General features: G+C 48.6%; 13 protein-coding genes. 8 read left to right on the top strand and 5 right to left on the bottom strand.

Annotation, left to right across the window (positions count from 1 at the left end; all coding sequences use genetic code 11):
- The first annotated feature begins 48 nt into the window (after window positions 1-48).
- The 8 genes from WBJ53_RS26420 to WBJ53_RS26385 all read left to right on the top strand — a co-directional run bounded on the left by WBJ53_RS26420 (window position 49) and on the right by WBJ53_RS26385 (window position 11006).
- The gene (locus tag WBJ53_RS26420) at window positions 49-2415 is read left to right on the top strand and encodes a penicillin acylase family protein (protein ID WP_338871828.1); all 2367 of its coding nucleotides are present in this window, start codon (window positions 49-51) and stop codon (window positions 2413-2415) included.
- A gap of 111 nt (window positions 2416-2526) precedes the next feature.
- Window positions 2527-4200, top strand: coding sequence for a phospholipase D-like domain-containing protein (locus tag WBJ53_RS26415; RefSeq protein ID WP_338871826.1), 1674 nt, complete (start codon window positions 2527-2529; stop codon window positions 4198-4200).
- Window positions 4201-4212: 12 nt separating this feature from the next.
- Entirely contained in the window at window positions 4213-5214 is a 1002-nt protein-coding gene (locus WBJ53_RS26410; RefSeq protein ID WP_338871824.1) for a DUF2278 family protein, read from the top strand.
- 465 nt (window positions 5215-5679) lie between these two features.
- Window positions 5680-6801, top strand: a complete 1122-nt coding sequence (locus tag WBJ53_RS26405) for a hypothetical protein (RefSeq protein WP_338871822.1) — start codon at window positions 5680-5682, stop codon at window positions 6799-6801.
- A gap of 324 nt (window positions 6802-7125) precedes the next feature.
- The gene (gene argS / locus WBJ53_RS26400; RefSeq protein ID WP_338877241.1) at window positions 7126-8940 is read left to right on the top strand and encodes an arginine--tRNA ligase; all 1815 of its coding nucleotides are present in this window, start codon (window positions 7126-7128) and stop codon (window positions 8938-8940) included.
- 62 nt (window positions 8941-9002) lie between these two features.
- Window positions 9003-9305, top strand: a complete 303-nt coding sequence (locus WBJ53_RS26395) for a hypothetical protein (protein WP_338871820.1) — start codon at window positions 9003-9005, stop codon at window positions 9303-9305.
- Window positions 9306-9454: 149 nt separating this feature from the next.
- A complete protein-coding gene (locus tag WBJ53_RS26390; protein WP_338877240.1) occupies window positions 9455-10009 on the top strand; it encodes a glutathione peroxidase in 555 nt (184 codons plus the stop codon).
- Between the two features lie 91 nt (window positions 10010-10100).
- Window positions 10101-11006, top strand: a complete 906-nt coding sequence (locus tag WBJ53_RS26385) for a 1,4-dihydroxy-2-naphthoate polyprenyltransferase (RefSeq protein ID WP_338871818.1) — start codon at window positions 10101-10103, stop codon at window positions 11004-11006.
- 11 nt (window positions 11007-11017) lie between these two features.
- Here the strand turns inward: WBJ53_RS26385 and WBJ53_RS26380 are convergent, their stop codons facing one another.
- From WBJ53_RS26380 to WBJ53_RS26360, 5 genes are all read right to left on the bottom strand, one after another.
- Window positions 11018-11419: a hypothetical protein gene (locus WBJ53_RS26380; protein ID WP_338871816.1), complete on the bottom strand. Its 402-nt coding sequence runs from the start codon at window positions 11417-11419 to the stop codon at window positions 11018-11020.
- Between the two features lie 274 nt (window positions 11420-11693).
- Window positions 11694-15191, bottom strand: a complete 3498-nt coding sequence (gene ileS / locus WBJ53_RS26375; RefSeq protein ID WP_338871814.1) for an isoleucine--tRNA ligase — start codon at window positions 15189-15191, stop codon at window positions 11694-11696.
- A 562-nt stretch (window positions 15192-15753) separates the two neighbouring features.
- Complete coding sequence (locus tag WBJ53_RS26370; protein ID WP_338871812.1) at window positions 15754-17085, bottom strand: OmpA family protein; 1332 nt, start codon at window positions 17083-17085, stop codon at window positions 15754-15756.
- A gap of 129 nt (window positions 17086-17214) precedes the next feature.
- On the bottom strand, window positions 17215-17766 hold the full coding sequence (locus tag WBJ53_RS26365) for an RNA polymerase sigma factor (RefSeq protein ID WP_338871810.1): 552 nt from the start codon (window positions 17764-17766) through the stop codon (window positions 17215-17217).
- A gap of 135 nt (window positions 17767-17901) precedes the next feature.
- The gene (locus WBJ53_RS26360; RefSeq protein WP_338871808.1) at window positions 17902-19281 is read right to left on the bottom strand and encodes a glucoamylase family protein; all 1380 of its coding nucleotides are present in this window, start codon (window positions 19279-19281) and stop codon (window positions 17902-17904) included.
- Window positions 19282-19299: the final 18 nt, after the last annotated feature.

Here is a 19299-nt window from a genome sequence, read left to right as displayed (position 1 = left end):
TGTCAGAAGCAGTTTGTTGGCTATCTTACTTCAAAATTTCCCGGCACTATGCATCGACTGCTATTGTTAACCTTGTTTATCGTTACAGGTTCATTGGGTTACACACAATCCATCCCCGGCGTTCGTCAGCCTGTCGAAATTATTCGGGATCGTTGGGGTGTCAATCACATTTATGCCCAGAATGAACACGACCTGTTTTTTGCGCAGGGGTATTCGGCAGCCAAAGATCGGCTGTTTCAGTTGGAAATGTGGCGACGGCAGGCTACCGGAACCGTGGCCGAATTGCTTGGCCCGCAGGAACTGAAACGCGATGTGGGTGCACGGTTGTTCCGGTTTCGGGGCGACATCAATAAAGAACTGTTGCATTATCATCCACATGGGCCGCAAATTGTCTGGGCATTTGTTGAAGGAATCAATACCTATATTACCGAGATTCTTAAAACGCCCGAAAAGCTCCCGTTTGAGTTTCAGGTGCTGAATACAAAACCGGGCTATTGGACATCAGAAGTCGTTATTAGTCGCCATCAGGGCCTTGCCTATAACGTCCGTAGTGAACTTAATTACGGTCGCCTGGTGAAGTTGATCGGGGCTGATAAACTTCGCGAACTGGAGTGGTTTCATCCCGTTCAGAAAGCCAGCGAACCGGATTTGACCTTACGCGTCGAGGGCGATGAGTTGTTTCAGCCGATTCTGGAACTCTACGAAGCCTTTCGGTTGCCGTTGAAGTTTGCCGGGAAACCCGCTAAAGCCGACGAAGATGAAGCAAAACGCTCCGATGGTTCGGTAGACGATTGGTTCCGTGTTGAACAACACTATGTTGGTTCAAACAACTGGGTTATTGCCGGAAACAAATCGGCCAGCGATTACCCGATGCTGGCTAATGATCCGCACCGGGCGCAGTCGACGCCATCGTTGCGCTATTGGGTGCATCTGAACGCGCCGGGCTGGAACGTTATCGGCGCGGGCGAACCAACCCTGCCTGGCATATCAATTGGGCATAACGACTACGGGGCGTGGGGGCTCACTATTTTCGAGACCGACAACGAAGATTTGTATGTGTACGAAACTAACCCGGCCAACCCGAACCAATATCGTTACAAAGGCAACTGGGTGACCATGAAAACCATAAGCGAAACGATTCCGCTAAAAGGGAAGCCATCCGAAACGGTCAAGCTGAAATATACCCGACATGGACCGGTCGTGTTCGAAGATAAGGTGCATCATAAAGCCTATGCGGTGCGGGCTGGCTGGCTCGACATCGGTTGTGCGCCTTATCTGGCCAGCCTCCGGATGAATCAGTCGCGTAACTGGACCGAATTTCGTCAGGCCTGCGCATTCAGCCGCCTTCCGGGCGAAAACATGATCTGGGCCGATAAAACGGGCACCATTGGCTGGCAGGCAGTTGGGCTGGCTCCAATTCGAAAGAATTTTTCGGGGCTGGTGCCCGTACCGGGCGACGGGCGTTATGAGTGGGCGGGCTATTTGCCGATTCAGCAACTTCCGCACAAACTAAACCCCGCCGGTGGGTTTATTGCAACCGCTAACAACAACCTGACGCCAAGAAATTTCGAACACCGCGACGCAGTGGGCTGGACATGGTCGTCGCCGAGTCGGGCGCATCGCATCGAAGAGGTGCTGAACGATGGAAAACGCAAAACGCTGGTCGATTTTATGGCGCTCCAGGCCGACTATCTGTCTATACCGGCGCGAACACTGGTGCCCTTACTGCAAAACCTGTTTTCGCCCGAAACCCGAATCGAGCAGGCCGTAAGTTATCTGCGAAAATGGGACTATAAACTGGAACCCAACTCGGTAGCGGCTTCGATCTATGTGGCCTGGGAGGATCAACTCAAACAGGCTGTTTCGAAACAGAAAATTCCGGAGAAGGCACGGCCTTACCTAAAAGCGTTATCGTCGAAACGGGTGATTGATGCATTACTTGTTCCGACAACTGCCCGGGATAGTTTATTGCTGACATGCATGGACCGGGCTGTGGCAGAACTGACCAATCGATTGGGCAACGATATGGACGAATGGTCGTATGGGCAGCGCAAAAACAAGCACATTACCATCACTCATCCGCTGAGCGATATGGTCGATAAGGCCATGCAGAAGAAAATAAATTTTGGCCCTGTAGCCCGTGGAGGGTATGGCGAAACCGTGAATGCAACTGCCAACAGCCTCAATCAGACGCATGGCGCATCGTTTCGGATTCTGATCGATACCGAAGATTGGGACAAAACGCTGGGCATCAATAGTCCTGGTCAGTCGGGCAATCCCGATAGTCCGCATTATGGCGATCTATTTCCGATCTGGGCCGAAAACGGTTATTTTCCCGTCTTTTTCTCGAAAGAAAAAATTAAGACGGTGGCTGACGAGACAACGGAGCTACAGCCATCGCGGATGGAGAAATAAACCCTTTCCAGAATGGGTATTTTTCCGCCGGGAAATGGGTGGAAATGCGCTTTCAGAAACGTTGTCGATCGCATACTTTTGGTAGACCTAACACCCTGGCTACCTATACGTATGCGTACTTTCGAAGAAAATCAGTCATTGGCGGTGCTGGCCGTGGCCGGAACCCATGTGATCACACTGGGTATGAATTTGCCCCAACCGATGGCTGCTCAGCTACTCGGTTTTTCGATTCAGCGTACCGAACTCGCCATCAATAAAACAGTTTGGCTCGATGCGCTGAAAGTATTTCAGTCGGTTTTGCCACAAAAACCGGCCGGTCAACTAGTATCGACCGAAATGCACCCAATTCAGGATTTTTTCTGGTCCGATTTCACCGTGCGACCCGGTCGGGCTTATCGGTATCGGATTCTGGCGCGGAGTGGTCCACCTTCCGCTATGAACACGCTGGCGGAGGTGACAGTAGATGTGACGACTGAGCAAAGCAGCGATGGAGAGTCGCACGAAGTTTATTTCAACCGGGGAGTCGCTGGTTCGCAGGCGTTTGTAAATCGGTTTGGCAGCGGATCATTTGCGTCTATTGAAGCCCAACGGCACGACGAAGTCTACAACTGGCTCAGCCGGGGTCTGCGCGAAGCTATGGTGGGGTTTATTCAACAGGCTACCGGGCCTACGTTTGGCCTTCGACTGAGTGTTTATGAGTTTAGCTACGAGCCGGTAATCCAGGAACTGGTAGCGGCCCGTCAGCGGGGTGTCGACGTGCAGATTGTGGTACACGCCCATGCCGATACCGATGCCGAACGGCGGGAAGTTGAAAAAGTCCGCGAATTGGTCGAACGGCTGGGCCTTACGCCCGTGACTGTCTTCCGCGAACATACCGTGACCATTTCACACAACAAATTTTTCGTTCTGCTCGAAAATAACAGTCCCAAAGCCGTCTGGACCGGATCGACCAATCTGACCAATGGTGGCATTCATGGCCATTCGAATGTGGGCCATGTGGTTCGTTTGCCGGAGGTAGCTAAACTGTATCTGCGCTATTGGCAACTGCTCCATGCCGATACGCCTTCTGCCTCTTTACAGGCCAGTACGCTTCAGATGGCTATCGATCCGGTTGTTGGCTCTCAGGCTGCTCCCAACGAAACGGGTGTTTATTTTAGCCCTCGGGCGCAGTTGCGGGTGCTGGACTGGTATGCCGAGCAGATGGATGCGCAAACAAAACTGGCATTCATTACGGTGCCGTTCGGTTTGGATAAACGCTTTGAGACGATTTTGGCGAAGGAAGGCCGTACGAACCCAATTTATGTTGTTTCCGACAAGACCGATCCCGGTCTACGGGCCAATGCAATCGTCAAGAACCCGGCCAATCAGGTGGCGTATGGCAGTATGCTTAACCAGCTCAATAATCTGGAAGGCTGGATTAAAGAGCGGCTGACTCCGCTGAATGCGCGTGTCCGGTATATTCATACCAAATATTTACTACTCGACCCATTGGGCGACGATCCGGTAACCATAAGTGGCTCGGCCAATTTTAGCGAAAGCTCCGTGCAGAAAAACGACGAAAACATGCTGGTTATTCGGGGCGATAAACGCGTGGCCGACATTTACTTCGGTGAGTTTATGCGGTTATTCCGTCATTTCTATTTCCGGGATCTTGTAACCACCGTCGATAGTGGCGAACGTCCGGACCGCCTTTTTCTGGATGAGACCCCGGCCTGGACACTGCCGTTTTACGTACCCGGTAGCCCAAAAGAAATTACCCGGAATTACTTCAGCGGGACGCTTTAACAACACACAACCATGCCTTTAAACAACTATTGCGTTTTGAAAGGTCGCGTAACCGACCGCAAACGCGCTACCCAGCAACAGGCGCACTATCAGATTCTGATTGAAGACGATCAGGGTGTAAAGTACCGCGTGGCCGTCAATGCCAAATCGGCGGTAGCACCATCGGAAGTGATGTATTTTTTCAGCGATAATTTTTCGCACGAACTGCTTGATAAAATTACACAGGCAAACCTGCCAACGGGGCTGACTACGGTGCCCAACAAGCCCAATGGTCTGGCACTCGATTTTGTTCGGCGCAATTTGTTCGACACGTCGCAAATGCAGCCGCTGCCGCTCGATGTTCCGGGCGAGGATAACGACCTGAACGACAAGATCGACCTGTATGTCAAACGGGCGCTTAATAATGCAGATGCTACGCTCTACGCGTTTGGCGAAACCTGGGGCCCCGAAACGCAGGCTGATCAGTATTTTCATTTTCAGCCGGGACGTGGCATTCACGACATACACATGAATCAGGGTAACGTCGGTCAGTATGTCGCACAGGACGGCACCTGGCAGGACGGCGGTATTCTGATTCATTTTGCCAGTACCAACCGCTGGGTAGCGCTGTTTCTGGCGTTTCAGTCGCAGTCGTTCCATACCGACGACAATGGGCATACGATCTCCAGCCAGCCAGGTACACCCGGTACGACCATTTCGACCGATCTGTATCTGATTGCGGCTATGGTGAAACCTGCATCTGGCAAACCCGAACAGGTGTATATTATGAATGCATCGCCAACCGACATCAATCTGGAAGGCTACGAACTGGTCGATAAGGCAGATCGGCATGAGCCCTTGAGCGGTACCTTGGCCGCCGGACAGGTGCTAGTCTACAACCTGACCGGGCAACACGTATTGTTGAGCAACGATGGCGGTTCGATAAGTCTGTTCGATGCAACCAGTCTGAAAGTGGCCGGGGTTTCGTACACACGCCAGCAGGTCGGGAAAGCGGGTCAGTTGGTGGTGTTTTAGCAAAACAGTGGATAGTTTTGGTGAATCGTGCGGTATCGGCTGCCCTGCGTAAAATACGCTACTTAGGTTGTATTTTACGGGCCGTCGTTGCTGTTGAAATGGGGCTTTGGTTGATGATAAGATAGAATAATAAGCATGATTACCCCTTTGGCTTTTCTTATCACCCTCAGCCAAGCCCCATTGCTTGACGTTTGCGACGACACCACTGCACTTGTATAACAGTTATGCAGCTACTAAAAGAGCTACTAAAAGCCATAGGTACGGGGCTATTGATATGCGTGTTAATTGCTCTCTTCTTTTTTGTGCTAATTCTTATAGATTTGTGGTAGATTGGCTATAAATAATTAGGTTATAGACCCTATTTTCGGGTTTAGATTAATATAAACACACTTATAAAACAGATTTTTAACTCAGTACTAATATCCATTCTTGCCTATTTTCATCCTGTCTATCCATTTCTAGAATATGGAACAAGCCTCACCCGATAATCATACAACTTGGTTGTTCAAGGGTTGTGAATCGGCACTGGCGGCTACGGCTCTACTCAATCTTCTTCTGTTTCCCTTGGAGTTTTTGCCATTCTCATTTTTTGAGAAATACGGCCAATATTTTGAGTATGTATTAATTGGCTCGATAGGGCTAGCTCTATTAGGCAGTTTAATCTATAGCTGGCTATGGCATCGACGCGAACAAACCAATACTCTCTACAGTGATCTACAGCATGCCTGGTTGCAAGCGATTATTCGCTATTGGTTAGCCCTGTCAATCTCGAGTTATGGCTTTGCCAAAATCCTAAAAACGCAGTTTCAAACCCCCGACTTCTTTCTGGATATGCCCTTGAGTTCAGTCAATGGGATGGGCCTGACTTGGTACTATTTTGGTTACTCTTATCCGTTGGCGGTCATTATTGGTCTTTTTCAAATAGGAGGTTCTATCCTACTGCTCTATCGCCGGACAACCTTACTCGGAGTGATGATCCTGTTACCAGTAATGGTTAACATCGTCCTGATTAATCTATTCTATAAAATCAGTATTGGGGCTTTTTGTAACTCAGTCATTTATTCATTATCCCTGGTATTTCTGCTTCTATTGCATTGGGAAAGACTCAAAACTATCTTCTGGGATTTGGTCGATCATCTTCCCCATATTCCCTTAGGAAGTAGCTGGGTCAAGCACAGCCTACGCCTACTGCTTATTGCTATGGCCTTTGTCTCTCTCAAAGTGTTAATGCTTATTCATCCCAACGAACAAATACTTAAGGGCACTTGGAAAGTGGAAAAACTAATTCGTAACGGTCGAGTTCAACCTACTACAGCTTGGCTGACCGATAACAAAGCTTGGAGTCGTGTCTATTTCGCGGGCTACGAAGGCTGTGCCTTTAGTCCTAATCCGTACCGGTTTGACTCCGGTGAGAGTTTACTAGGTGGCTATGAGTTCGATAGCCTACAAAACAAACTGCAAGTAAATTTCTATTCGCATGATACCTTGCGGGCTACCCTTAATAATCGCACCACTGAAACGATGCGCTTACAAGGAGTACTCGGCCATGACACGTTAGACATGCATCTCGTTCGACTATACCGATAGATTAATTCCCATGTATCTAAAAAAGTACCATGAATTGTGTTTTTCTAATTTATAGAAGTATGGGATACTAATTAGAGATCTAGCTTTATTTGAATAACATAACCTGAGTCACAAAACCACTCTGGAAAACATACAAATTACAACTTGTCCATTACGTTATATTTTAGATCGGTTGCCTATCCCAAATGACTGATTTTTCGCAGGGCGGCCGGTGCCATACAAAACTACCCAACAGTTTGGTGGAAAACAGATCGCCCCGGCCCATAATTTGTAATTCGGTGGGTTGGGGCGTTACCTTTGCTGTTCGTAATGGAATCCAACCGAATGGACATACAGGAACAGTTAAAAACCGCTATTCAGCAATCGATACAGGCCCTCTTTAATACAACCATTGAAGAGGTCGCCTTACAACCCACCAAAAAGGAATTTGAAGGGCTATACACATTCGTTACATTCCCGCTCACCAAAGCGCTCCGGCAATCACCGGTCCAGATCGGGCAGGCCATTGGCGGCTGGTTGCAGGAAAATAGTACCATTGTCAGCGGCTTCAATGTTGTGCAGGGATTCCTGAATATCGGGATTACCGATGCTGCCTGGCTCGATGTCCTCAACGATATTGCCAGCAATCCATCGTTCGGAACACTGGTTGCTAAGAACCAGCATGGCGAACCACAGTCGGTAATGGTGGAGTTTTCGTCGCCCAATACCAACAAACCGCTTCACCTGGGGCACCTTCGCAACAATTTTCTGGGCGATTCGATTAGCCGAATTCTGGCGGCTAACGGCTACGATGTTGTAAAAACCTGTATCGTCAACGACCGGGGTGTGCATATCTGTAAGTCGATGCTGGCCTATAAACTGTTCGGAACCGATGCATCGGGCCGTGCCGAAACGCCCGAATCGACCGGTATGAAGGGCGACCACCTGATTGGTAAATATTATGTTCTGTTCGACAAAGCCTATAAAGCGCAAATCGAAGAACTGGTTGGTCAGGGAATGCCAAAGGAAGAAGCCGAGAAAAAAGCCCCGCTGATGCAGGAAGTGCAGCAAATGCTGCGGCTGTGGGAGCAGGGCGATACCGAAACCGTTGCACTCTGGAGTCAACTCAACGCCTGGGTATACGAAGGATTCGATGCAACCTACCGCAAAATTGGCGTTAGCTTCGATAAGACCTACTACGAATCCAATACCTACCTGCTTGGCAAGGAAATCGTTGAAGAAGGCATACAGAAAGGCATTTTCTTTCGGAAAGATGATGGCTCGGTCTGGATTGATCTGACCGACGAAGGACTCGATCAGAAACTTGTATTACGTTCGGATGGTACGTCGGTCTACATGACCCAGGATCTGGGCACTACCGATCTGAAATATCAGGATTTTCATAGCAATCGCCAGATATGGGTTGTCGGTAATGAGCAGGATTATCATTTCAAGGTGCTGTTTGCGATTATGCGCCAGTTGGGCCGGACATATGCCGATGGTCTATACCATCTTTCGTATGGCATGGTCGATCTACCAACCGGCAAAATGAAATCGCGCGAAGGAACGGTTGTCGATGCCGATGATCTGATTCAGGAAACGGTCGATGCCGCATCAGCCGCTGCTGATGAAGCGGCTAAAGGAAAGCTCGATGAGTTTGATGAAGCCGAAAAGGCAGCTCTTTTTCAGATGCTTGGTCTGGGTGCTCTGAAATACTATCTGCTGAAAGTTGATCCGCAAAAACGGATGCAGTTCAATCCGGCCGAATCGGTTGACCTGCACGGCAATACCGGACCGTATATTCAATATGCACATGCTCGTACGCAATCTGTTTTGCGGAAGGCCGAGGCTATGGGTATATCATGGGCCAGTGCTGTTGCACCAACTCAACTCGATGAGCTTGAACAGCAACTCATCTTTCTGCTGAGCCAGTATCCGCAACGGGTTGCCGAAGCGGGCGAAGACTATGCACCGTCGTATATTGCGCAGTATGCCTATGAACTGGCAAAGACCTTTAGCCAGTTTTATGACAAGTTGCCGATTCTGAAAGAAACTGATCATACAAAACTTCATGCGCGGTTAGTCCTGACTAAATCAGTTGGTGAAACGATTGGGAAGGCAATGGGGTTGTTGGGCATAAACGTTCCCGATAAAATGTAGACACTTTTTGGGGCGGTGTTTCTTGGGGTGTATATTTATTCTGTATCCTAAACTTTTACAGAATGAAACGAGAAATTATCCGTGTCGACATTGCTTCCGTTGCCCTGATGTATGGCGCGGTTTTAGCTGTTATCGGTTTATTTATTGCTCTGTTGCTTTTCCTCTTCGGATCGTTGTTTGGAGCCATGCTCGGGCGATCGGGTATGGGCGCAATGCTGGGAGGAGGCATTTTTGTGGTAATCCTGTTCCCTGTTTTCTACGGCGTGTTGGGCATGGTTATCGGTGCAATTTTTGGAGTCATTTATAATTTGCTTGCTCCGCGTGTTGGAGGGGTGAAGGTGTATACACGAGAGGCTTATGACTGAAAGTGCTATAAGCCAAACTATTTCATGTATCAACCTGTTCTAGGCAATGACTCGGTACTGTATCGGGTTGTTGCCTGACTTCTTATATGAAAAACAAAACACTCCTTATTCTGACCTTTTTCGGGCTGCTCATCATATCGTCCGGTTTTATGTTTAAAAGTATTGTTAAAGGCATTTTTGCCGACAAAAGAGAAATTGCTGTTGCTCCGGGCAATGCCCCTGCACCCTCAAAAAGTCTATACGACTTCACCGTCAATTCGCTGGATGGAAAACCAGTAGCGCTGAGTGGGTTTAAAGGGAAGAAAGTTGTTATTCTTAATGTGGCTTCGAAATGTGGTTTTACACCCCAGTATGCCGATTGGGAAAAATTCTACAAAGAACATGGCGATAAAATTGTTGTACTGGGTTTTCCGGCCAACAACTTTGGGGCTCAGGAGCCAGGCAGCAGCGAAGAAATTGCATCGTTCTGCCAGAAAAATTATGGTGTAACATTCCCCATGTTCGAGAAAGTAGACGTGGTTGGCGATAATCAGGCACCGCTCTACAAATGGTTAACCACCAAATCGATGAATGGCTGGAATGACAAAGCGCCAACCTGGAATTTCTGTAAATACGTTATTAACGAAAAAGGTGAGCTAACCCACTTCTTTGCTTCGAAAGTAAAACCCGAAGACGAAGAGTTTAAGAAAGCTGTTGGCATTTAATTAGTGAATTAGCGATTGAGTGAAAGAGCGAATAAAAGCATGTAGCAGCTATTCGCTCTTTCACTCTTTCACTCTTTCGCTCTTTCCGAGCATGAAAAGTTGGATTGCTGCGGCTCGGCCGCGTACGTTGCCGCTGGCATTGGCCAGCATTATTCTCGGGAGCTTTCTGGCTGCGGGTTCGTCGGTATCGGTTGGCCATTTTAGCTGGCAAATCGCGTTGCTGGCTGCGTTAACCACCATTTTTTTACAAATCCTTTCCAATTTTGCCAACGATTATGGCGATGCGGTTTCGGGCAAAGACACCGAACTGCGGGTTGGCCCCCGACGGGCAGTAGCCACGGGCGACATATCGAAAGAAGCAATGATGCGGGGCATTGTTCTGATGTCGGTTCTGTCGCTGGTGAGTGGTATTCTGTTGCTGGTGGTTGCTTTTTTCAACGCTGGTCCCAAGCTTTTCTGGTTTTTTCTGGTGCTGGGTTTACTGAGCATCGCGGCTGCTATAGGCTACACCAATGGTAAACGCCCTTACGGATACGCAGGCTTCGGCGATATTGCCGTACTGATTTTCTTCGGATGGGTAGGCGTTCTCGGAACCTATTTTCTGCATACCTTATCGTTCAGTCCAATTCTGCTACTACCGGCTACAAGTGTTGGTTTGTTTGCCACAGGTGTGCTTAATATTAACAATATCCGCGATATTGAAACGGATACCATGACGGGTAAACGGTCGATTCCTGCCCGCCTGGGCTTGCCGCTTGCCATTCGTTACCATTGGGGCCTGCTGATCACGGGTATGTTTTGCGCCGTGGCCTATTCGTTTCTGACCGATGCGCCGGTGCAGGGCTATCTATATGTACTTGCCTTTCCGTTGTTTATACTCAACGGCCGGGCCGTTGCTTCCCACAAACGCCCGGCAGAACTCAACGCCCGACTTGGGCAACTTGCCTTATCGACCCTTTTATTTGTGATTCTGTTCGGTATTGGACAGCTCTTCTAAAGACGCATTTACTACACTTTCTTCAGGCCTAGCGCCTGGTGCATCTTTAGCAGATGCCGTACGGGCCAGTCTGTATGGTTATAAGTCTCAAACTGCGATCGTCGGACCGCCAGCATCCGTTCAATACGCCGTCGTTCGGCATCGGGCATGTTAGCCCAACGGTTGGGCAGGTCGTGAAGAATCTGGTTTACCTGATGGCAGGCTGTGGTCGGAACGGTAAAATAGGTAGCGAGTCGTTCTATTTCAGATAGTTTCCAAAGATTGGGTTTGGCACGACGATTTCGGACGGCACTACTGCTGAGACCGATAATAGAGCTTAGTTGTTCATCGTTGAGTCGACATTCTTTTAGTCGCCACATAACAGCCTGGTAGTTGTTAACAAAAGACCGAAGGGTACTTTGTAAAGATTCCATCAAATAGAAGTGAATTAGTGGGATATTAAAGCTATATACTTCATTATGAGGGCTAATGAAGTAATGTATGTTTATTGTCTGTGCTGCAAGTATTGTGCCGATTGCCTGTTTTTGTGCTTTTTAAGTGAATTTGTCTCCAGGTGTTTATGAGTATAGTTACTGGAAGGCGATATGGAAAAATATGTAGTATATAAAAAGGTGCAGTAGTATTCCATTCAGAATGCTACTGCACCTTTTTATGACGGCTTTAGGCGAAAGTCCTAAGCCTGTAAAGTCAGGCTATGTCAACCTGAACACGAAGTTGAAACTCATCCATTTCGATTTCGGTAGTCGATCCATTCAGATCGCCCACCAGATCGAGCGAAATAGCCTGCACTTCCTGTCGTATATAGTCGCCGTTGGTTTCGATGGCCGTAGCCAGTAACTCATTGTTCCGTTCCAGCGCAATTCGAATTTTGTCGGTAACCAAGAAATCGCGGTCTTTCCGCAGATTCTGAATCCGGTTCACAAAATCGCGGGCAATGCCCTCCCAGCGTAACTCGTCCGTAAGGTGCACATCGAGCGCAACCGTAAGGCCGCCTTCGCTGGCAACCAGCCAGCCCGGAATATCTTCGGTCAGAATCTCAACATCCGAAAGCGAAATGATGAATGATGAATCATGAGTGATGAATGATTTCTCTCCTCTGGCTTCCAGTTCCTTCAGATCTTCCTCGGTCATGGCCGTTATGGCAGCTGCTACATCCTTCATCTGCTTGCCGAATTTTGGACCCAATGCCTTAAAATTCGGTTTCACTTTCTTTTTCAGGATACCACTGGCATCATCGACAAACTCTACGGCTTTTACGTTGACCTCCGACATGATGAGCGGGGCAACGTGTTCAATTTGCCGACGTGTATCGGGATTCAACACCGGAATCAGTATTCGACTCAATGGTTGACGAACCTTCAGTTTGTGACCCTTCCGTAACGAGTGAATGAGCGACGAAATGTCCTGAGCCAACTCCATCGACGTTTCCAGCTCGCTATCGATTAAAGCCTGCTCAGCTACCGGGAAATCGGTCAGGTGAACCGACGTGCTGCCATGCGTCAGGTTCCGATAGAGCCAGTCGGCATAGAAAGGAGCTATGGGCGACATTAGTTGGGCTACCGTAGTCAGGCATTCGTGCAACGTTTCGTAGGCTGCTTGTTTATCGGCTGTCATCGCACCGTCGGGCGAGACCCCAGACCAGAACCGACGGCGTGCTAACCGCACGTACCAGTTCGACAATTGGTCATTCACAAAATCCTGAACGGCCCGCCCGGCTTTGGTCGGATTATAGCCATCGAACTGTTGCTCGACTTCCTGAATCAGCGATTGTAGCTTCGACAGAATCCAGCGGTCGAGTTCGGGGCGTTCGGCTACCGGAATGGTGCGCCTTTCGAATGAGAAGGCATCCAGGTTAGCGTAGAGCGCAAAGAAATTATAGGTATTCGACAGGGTGCCGAACAATTTCCGCTGCACTTCGCCAATGCCTTCAGTATTGAACTTCAGGTTATCCCACGGCTCTGCATTGGTGATCATATACCAGCGCGTTGCGTCGGGGCCATACTGCGCCAGCGTCGCAAACGGATCGACGGCATTGCCGAGCCGTTTCGACATTTTGTTGCCGTTTTTATCAAGCACCAACCCCGTCGAAACCACGTTTTTGAACGCTACCGAATCGAACAGCATACCAGCAATGGCATGGAGCGTAAAGAACCAGCCACGCGTTTGATCGACACCTTCCGAAATAAAGTCAGCGGGAAAAAGCCCCCTGGCCCCCAAAGGGGGAGCAGGGTCATGATTATCGGTATTACTTTTCCCTCCTTTGGGAGCCAGGGAACTGAACGGATAGTGCCACTGCGCATAGGGCATCGCTCCTGAGTCGAACCACACGTCGATCAGGTCTGGTTCGCGCTGCATCAGTTTGCCCGATTCTGAGATGAAGTATATTTCATCAGAATAAGGTCGGTGAAGGTCGTAGGTTGAATTGTTGAATGATTGAATGAATGAATTGTTGGCATCAACGTATTTCTGGTACTCGGTTTTGCCGGACCGAACCCATTCATTCATTTGCTCATTCGCTTTTTTGCTCATCGATACCAGTTCTTCGACCGAGCCAATGCATACTTCTTCGCCCGTCTCGCTCCGCCAGATCGGTAGGGGTGTTCCCCAGAACCGGCTACGGCTCAGGTTCCAGTCGACGAGGTTTTCGAGCCAGTTGCCAAAGCGCCCGGTTCCAGTACTTTCGGGTTGCCAGTTGATGGTTTTGTTCAGTTCAACCAGCCGATCCTTCTTCGCCGTAGTACGGATAAACCAGCTATCGAGCGGGTAATACAGAATCGGTTTATCGGTACGCCAGCAGTGGGGATAAGGGTGTTCGTATTTCTCAACCCGAAACGCTTTATTTTCTTCTTTCAGCTTAATGGCAATCAGCACATCGGTTGGCTTGAAATCGGGATCGGCGCGTTCTTCGTCGGAATAATATTCTTCCTTAACATAACGACCGGCAAAGTCGGTGATTTCGTCCACAAACAGCCCGTGCTTATCCACAATAGGCACATCTTTGCCGTTTTCATCCTTCACCATGATAGGCGGAATGCCCGCTGCCTGCGCAACCCGGAAGTCGTCGGCACCGAATGTTGGCGATGTATGTACTATACCCGTACCATCTTCGGTCGTTACAAAATCGCCGAGAATGACGCGGAAAGCAGACTGTTCGGGTTGTACGTAGGGCATCAATTGTTCATACTCGATGCCTTCGAGAAACTGGCCTTTAAACTCCGATACGATAGTCCAGGGAATAACTTTATCGTTGGGTAGATAGGTCTCAAAAGCAGCACTATCTGGTGCCTCCTGACGACCTTTTTCGTTGAACCACCGACCTACCAGCGCCTTCGCCAGCACCACATGGACCAACTTGAAGGTGTAGGGGTTAAACGTCTTGACCAGCACATAGTCGATGTTTGCTCCAACCGTGAGTGCAGAGTTGGCAGGCAGTGTCCAGGGCGTGGTGGTCCAGGCCAGAATGTACACATCGGCATCCGACGAATCAAAAAACAGGAAACCCGATTTGCCGGTAGGCTTTACCTTAAACTGGGCAACAATGGTTGTATCGCGAACGTCTTTATAGGTGCCCGGCATATTTAGCTCATGTGAGCTTAAGCCCGTACCGGCCTTGGGCGAATAGGGCTGAATGGTATAGCCTTTATAGAGCAAATTCTGGTCGTAAAGCTGTTTCAGCAGCCACCATACCGATTCGATGTACTCGTTTTTGTAGGTAACGTAGGGGTTGTCGAGATCGACCCAATAGCCCATTTTCTGGGTTAAATCATTCCATTGATCGGTAAACCGCATTACTGTTTCGCGGCATTTGCGGTTGTAGTCTTCAACGCTGATACCGCCTTCCGACTCGGGTTTGCCGATATGGTCTTTGGTAATGCCCAGTTCTTTTTCGACCTGTAATTCAATTGGCAGGCCATGCGTATCCCAGCCGCCTTTCCGGTCGACCTGAAAGCCCTGTAATGTTTTATATCGGCAGAAAATATCCTTAATGGTCCGGGCCATAACGTGGTGAATACCCGGTGTTCCGTTGGCCGAGGGTGGGCCTTCATAGAACGTAAAGGTATCTCTGCCTTCCCGGTTAGAGATAGACTGTTCGAAAACCTGATTCTGGTTCCAATACGTTAAAACCTCGGCCGCGATCTTCGCGTAATCGAGGGACTCATATTGCTGATACTTCACGCCTGACATAATCTGATAGCACGAGGGCCTATGTGCCGTTAAAAAATGAGTGCAAAGATACGGAATTTTGACGCATCGGGCAGGCTTTATACAAGCCTACATTTTTTGCTATAGTTGTCTAAGCTGAACAACGTCTAGTGAACAGAACGTTCACAAACTGTGGATGTAAGAAAAAGCATATGGAAGGTAAACGGCTTCTTCTCAAAAAGCTACCGACGGAGCTGATCAGGTATGGATTGAGAAGGAGTGGAGTGACGAAAGCGTAGCAGAACTATTGAATACTCATATGCACCCTGTAGATTACAGGGCTTTTTCATGAAAACTTATAACTACGTAGTGGGGACATCTTAGTAGTACTGATTGGTATTTCCTGTATGTATAGCTACTACGATGACATGCCTACGTCATTTTATGAAAAAGCCCTGTGATAGATAATGAGACTGTTTAACCTTCCTGAAATTGAGCTATCGCAAGTGTATTTTTTGTCATTGCTCCTGCCGCACTGGTCGCAATGACAAAAAATGCCTATCGCACAAAACTTTAAACCGGTTCGACTTTACAGATCATTACCTCAAATTGCCAGGATAACGAACTCGACCCGACGGTTTACTTTACGGTCTTCGTCGGTACCTTTCGTAACGATAGGTCGGGTGTCGCCGTAGCCAATCGTTTGAATTCGGTCAATATCAATACCTTTCTGGACCAGATACCGCTGGCAGGCAATAACCCGGTCGCGGGAGAGTTGCAGGTTTTTGTCGTGGTCGCCAATGATGTCGGTGTGGCCTTCGAGTCGGATTGTCATGTTGGGATTATCCTGCATCATGGCTACTAGTTTGTCTAATTCTGCATAAGACGCAGACAGCAAATCGGACTTCGACATCTCAAAGTAAACGTTATGGAGCGTAACCTTGTCGCCTACGGTCAGGGGTGTCAAGGCAATGTCGCGGCTGATGGTTTGTCCGCCCGATATTTTACTCAGATCCAGCACACCACTGGCCGCCTGATAGCCACGTGCCGATGCGATATAGGTATAGACCTGACCTTTCACAAGGCTCATTTTATAAACGCCCGTCGAGGCAAAACTTTGTACAGAGTCGATAGGTTGTTTGCTGGACGAAAACTGGTAGCTGATGGTAGCGGTTACCGGACGTTTATTTTTCGCGTCGCTCACCACGCCCGATACGGCCACAAGTGTAGGAACGGGAGCAGGAGCCGGTTTGGGTTTGGGCGTTTCCATTTCGCCACCCGATTCGCCCGAGGGTTGAGGCAATGGTTTTGTGGGTTTTGGTGGAACAGGGGTTGGGGTAGCTGGTGGCGGACTATAGACAACTGGGTCGGCCGGGTTGTTGACATACAGGTTGTAGATATTCCAGCAGATATACTGATCGCTGACGCATTCGAACAGATCAAAGTTTTCTAATCCTTTGTCGAGCCGCTGAAAATATAAGGTAAAATTGACTTTATCACCGGGGTAGGTATTTAGACCGACAAGAACTTTTCTACCCGTGTTTGGATCGACCCGTTCCTGTTTTACTGGGATGCCGTCTACTTTTACGAAAGCGAATCGGCGGGCACCGTTAGCCGCTATCAGATACCCATTTGGGTCGAAACCAATAGTGCCCGTAGATAATCGCCTGCCATTTCGGTCGTAACTTGGCTGGTTGTTGTCTGTGTATGTTAAGTTTAGAATTGTATAATCGCGCGTTAGCTGAATGCTGTTTACGGTTACGCCCGGATCGGCGGGGCGCCCGTTGCCAGTCTGATTCCCTGAATTTGGGTATGTATCGTCGGGCGATTGCTGGCCGCCGGTAGGGTATTGCTGTCCACCTCCGGGATAGGTGCCAAACGCGCAGCCTGAAGCGATGGCTGCCATAAGCAGAAAGATGAAGTAACGTTGCTGCATGAGTACAAATACGGTATAGGATACAATTATACAGCAAAGAAACACTTTTTGTTGATATGTGTATTAGTGTATTTTGCGTATGGAATTTATAGGCTATACAGAGCAAAGCAACGTAAAGCAGAAGGAGACTCAGACCAGATATTGGTCACGATATAGGTTATAAATGCGATCGCGGCTACGTTTAAGCCGCATTTTAACGGCACTGGCTTTTATGTTATAGCGGGCTGCAATCTCTGAGATACTTAAACCATCTTCATACTTAAGCCGTAGCAGCATTGTTTCCTGATGCGAAAGGTAGTTTACTGCCCGGAGCATCAACTGCGTAGCTTCTTCGCGAAGGGAGCCTTCTTCGGTGTCGGGTATGTCATGTTCTGAATCGTTGTCGATAGCAACTAAATTCAGGCGTTTCGAAATTTTTAACTGATCGAGGCAGTAGTTGTAAGCAATCGAATAAAGCCAGGTCGAAAAACGGGCTCGTTCCTGAAATGCGTCGAGTTTATCGAATGCTTTGATAAAAATATCATGCGTAAAATCTTCGGCAATGGCAGAATCTTTTGTTAGCGATAAACAACGACGATAAACTTTGTTCACATAACGCTTGTAAAGCGTTTCAAAACATTGGGTTGGCTGCGAAGGCAAATAGGTTCGAATCATCTCCTCGTCCGTCAGCACATCATTCATGAGTATGTAGTGGGTTAGTTGGTTGATGCTTGGCCAATCCGCTACATACGCGCTGTGGAATAGCTTGGATGTCAGTTAATTGATAAATACAAGTAAAACTTCATATGAGACTAATTTTGTGAAATCGAGATGCATTTATTTCAGCCATCCCCCCGAAAATCCGGCTCGTTTTAGTCCTTTCTGAATATACGGATTTCGTTTCATCAGGTTCCAGACAAAGCCTGTTCGGGCATTTTCGGCCATCAGCAAAATAGGCCCCTGATCAATTCCTAAATAATCAATATCGAACCAGCCATCTTTGGTGGAGCCATTGGCAAAGGCCGATGGATAGCGATAAGTTGGATTAAATGCATCTACGAAGCCATATTTGCCATATAAGTGGGCTCCATATTTTGTTTTCATTGCCTGCAATGCGGGCAGGCAAATTTCTGGTGCAAAGGCAATGGAACCACCCGCAGCCGTAGGCGCAATAGTTCCATCATCGACGATTTGGGTCGAAGCGGCTCCGCGTGCCCGGTATGAAAAAAAGTGGCGCCCGGCCACGGTTGTATCTTTCGGTCCATCGCAGGCGGTTAGTCCCCAAATGGTGGCACTATAGTCCTGCCAGTTGGCTGGGTTTTTAATGCAATATGCTCGGTTCGCATAGGTTGCCCGCCGGGAGTTTTCGGCATAATCGATCCCTTTGGCTTTCATGTAACTATCCTGAATACCCCGGAAGTCGATCCAGAGGTGTGAATACTGATGGCCAAAGAGTGGATCGAAGTTTACGTGCGTTTGGCCTTCAAACGTTGCCCAATCGTAGGTTTTGGTCCAGGCGGCCCATACCTCACTTCCAACTGGGTGCGTTGGCGAACCGAGAGCCAATATATAGAGTAGCATGGCTTCGTTATAGCCCTTCCAGTTGGCGGGAATAAACCCTTTTTCGGGATGCCAGCCCATTGATATATAGGGTGCCGAACCGTTATGATTCTGAATCCAGGTCCAGTCGACACGGCCATAAATTTGATCGGCCAGTTTTCGGATTTCCGATTCAGTGGGCGTATTCTTGTCAAAATACGTTTGGGCACTCAGGATGCCACCCAGCAGCAGCGCCGTATCGATTGTCGATAGTTCGACTTTCTTAAATCGTTCGCCGGTTTTCATATCGAGAAAATGATAGAAAAAACCTTTGTAGCCAGCAATGCCCACTGTTTTGTCGGATTGTGGGGCCTTGGCAAAAAAGCGAAGGGTATTGAGTGTGCGATCGGCTGCCTGTTTCCGTGTAATATAACCCCGTTCAACACCTACCAGATAAGATGTTAGTCCGAAGCCTACGGCGGCAATACTACTGAACGATGGCGTTGGAGCCCGATCGGGAATCAGACCATTTTCAGGATTGGCCGTTTCCCAGAAAAACCGGAACGTATCGTATTCAAGGCTGTCGAGAAAGGCGTTGTCGGTTTTGGTAAATGTGTAGGGCCTGGGTTGGGCCAGGCCAATCGTTAAGGTCAGTAAGCAAAGAAGAAACGTTTTCATGGTCAGGGTAATTTGCCC

The organism is Spirosoma sp. SC4-14 (assembly GCF_037201965.1).
In the GTDB taxonomy this organism is placed as follows: domain Bacteria; phylum Bacteroidota; class Bacteroidia; order Cytophagales; family Spirosomataceae; genus Spirosoma.
The sequence above is the reverse complement of the archived record's forward strand: the minus strand, read 5'-3'. Positions and strand labels throughout refer to the sequence as shown.

Coding starts and splice junctions, on each gene's coding strand:
- WBJ53_RS26420 (WP_338871828.1), top strand. CDS start 49: ATGCATCGACTGCTATTGTTAACCTTGTTTATCGTTACAGGTTCATTG.
- WBJ53_RS26415 (WP_338871826.1), top strand. CDS start 2,527: ATGCGTACTTTCGAAGAAAATCAGTCATTGGCGGTGCTGGCCGTGGCC.
- WBJ53_RS26410 (WP_338871824.1), top strand. CDS start 4,213: ATGCCTTTAAACAACTATTGCGTTTTGAAAGGTCGCGTAACCGACCGC.
- WBJ53_RS26405 (WP_338871822.1), top strand. CDS start 5,680: ATGGAACAAGCCTCACCCGATAATCATACAACTTGGTTGTTCAAGGGT.
- argS (WP_338877241.1), top strand. CDS start 7,126: ATGGACATACAGGAACAGTTAAAAACCGCTATTCAGCAATCGATACAG.
- WBJ53_RS26395 (WP_338871820.1), top strand. CDS start 9,003: ATGAAACGAGAAATTATCCGTGTCGACATTGCTTCCGTTGCCCTGATG.
- WBJ53_RS26390 (WP_338877240.1), top strand. CDS start 9,455: ATGTTTAAAAGTATTGTTAAAGGCATTTTTGCCGACAAAAGAGAAATT.
- WBJ53_RS26385 (WP_338871818.1), top strand. CDS start 10,101: ATGAAAAGTTGGATTGCTGCGGCTCGGCCGCGTACGTTGCCGCTGGCA.
- WBJ53_RS26380 (WP_338871816.1), bottom strand. CDS start 11,419: ATGGAATCTTTACAAAGTACCCTTCGGTCTTTTGTTAACAACTACCAG.
- ileS (WP_338871814.1), bottom strand. CDS start 15,191: ATGTCAGGCGTGAAGTATCAGCAATATGAGTCCCTCGATTACGCGAAG.
- WBJ53_RS26370 (WP_338871812.1), bottom strand. CDS start 17,085: ATGCAGCAACGTTACTTCATCTTTCTGCTTATGGCAGCCATCGCTTCA.
- WBJ53_RS26365 (WP_338871810.1), bottom strand. CDS start 17,766: ATGAATGATGTGCTGACGGACGAGGAGATGATTCGAACCTATTTGCCT.
- WBJ53_RS26360 (WP_338871808.1), bottom strand. CDS start 19,281: ATGAAAACGTTTCTTCTTTGCTTACTGACCTTAACGATTGGCCTGGCC.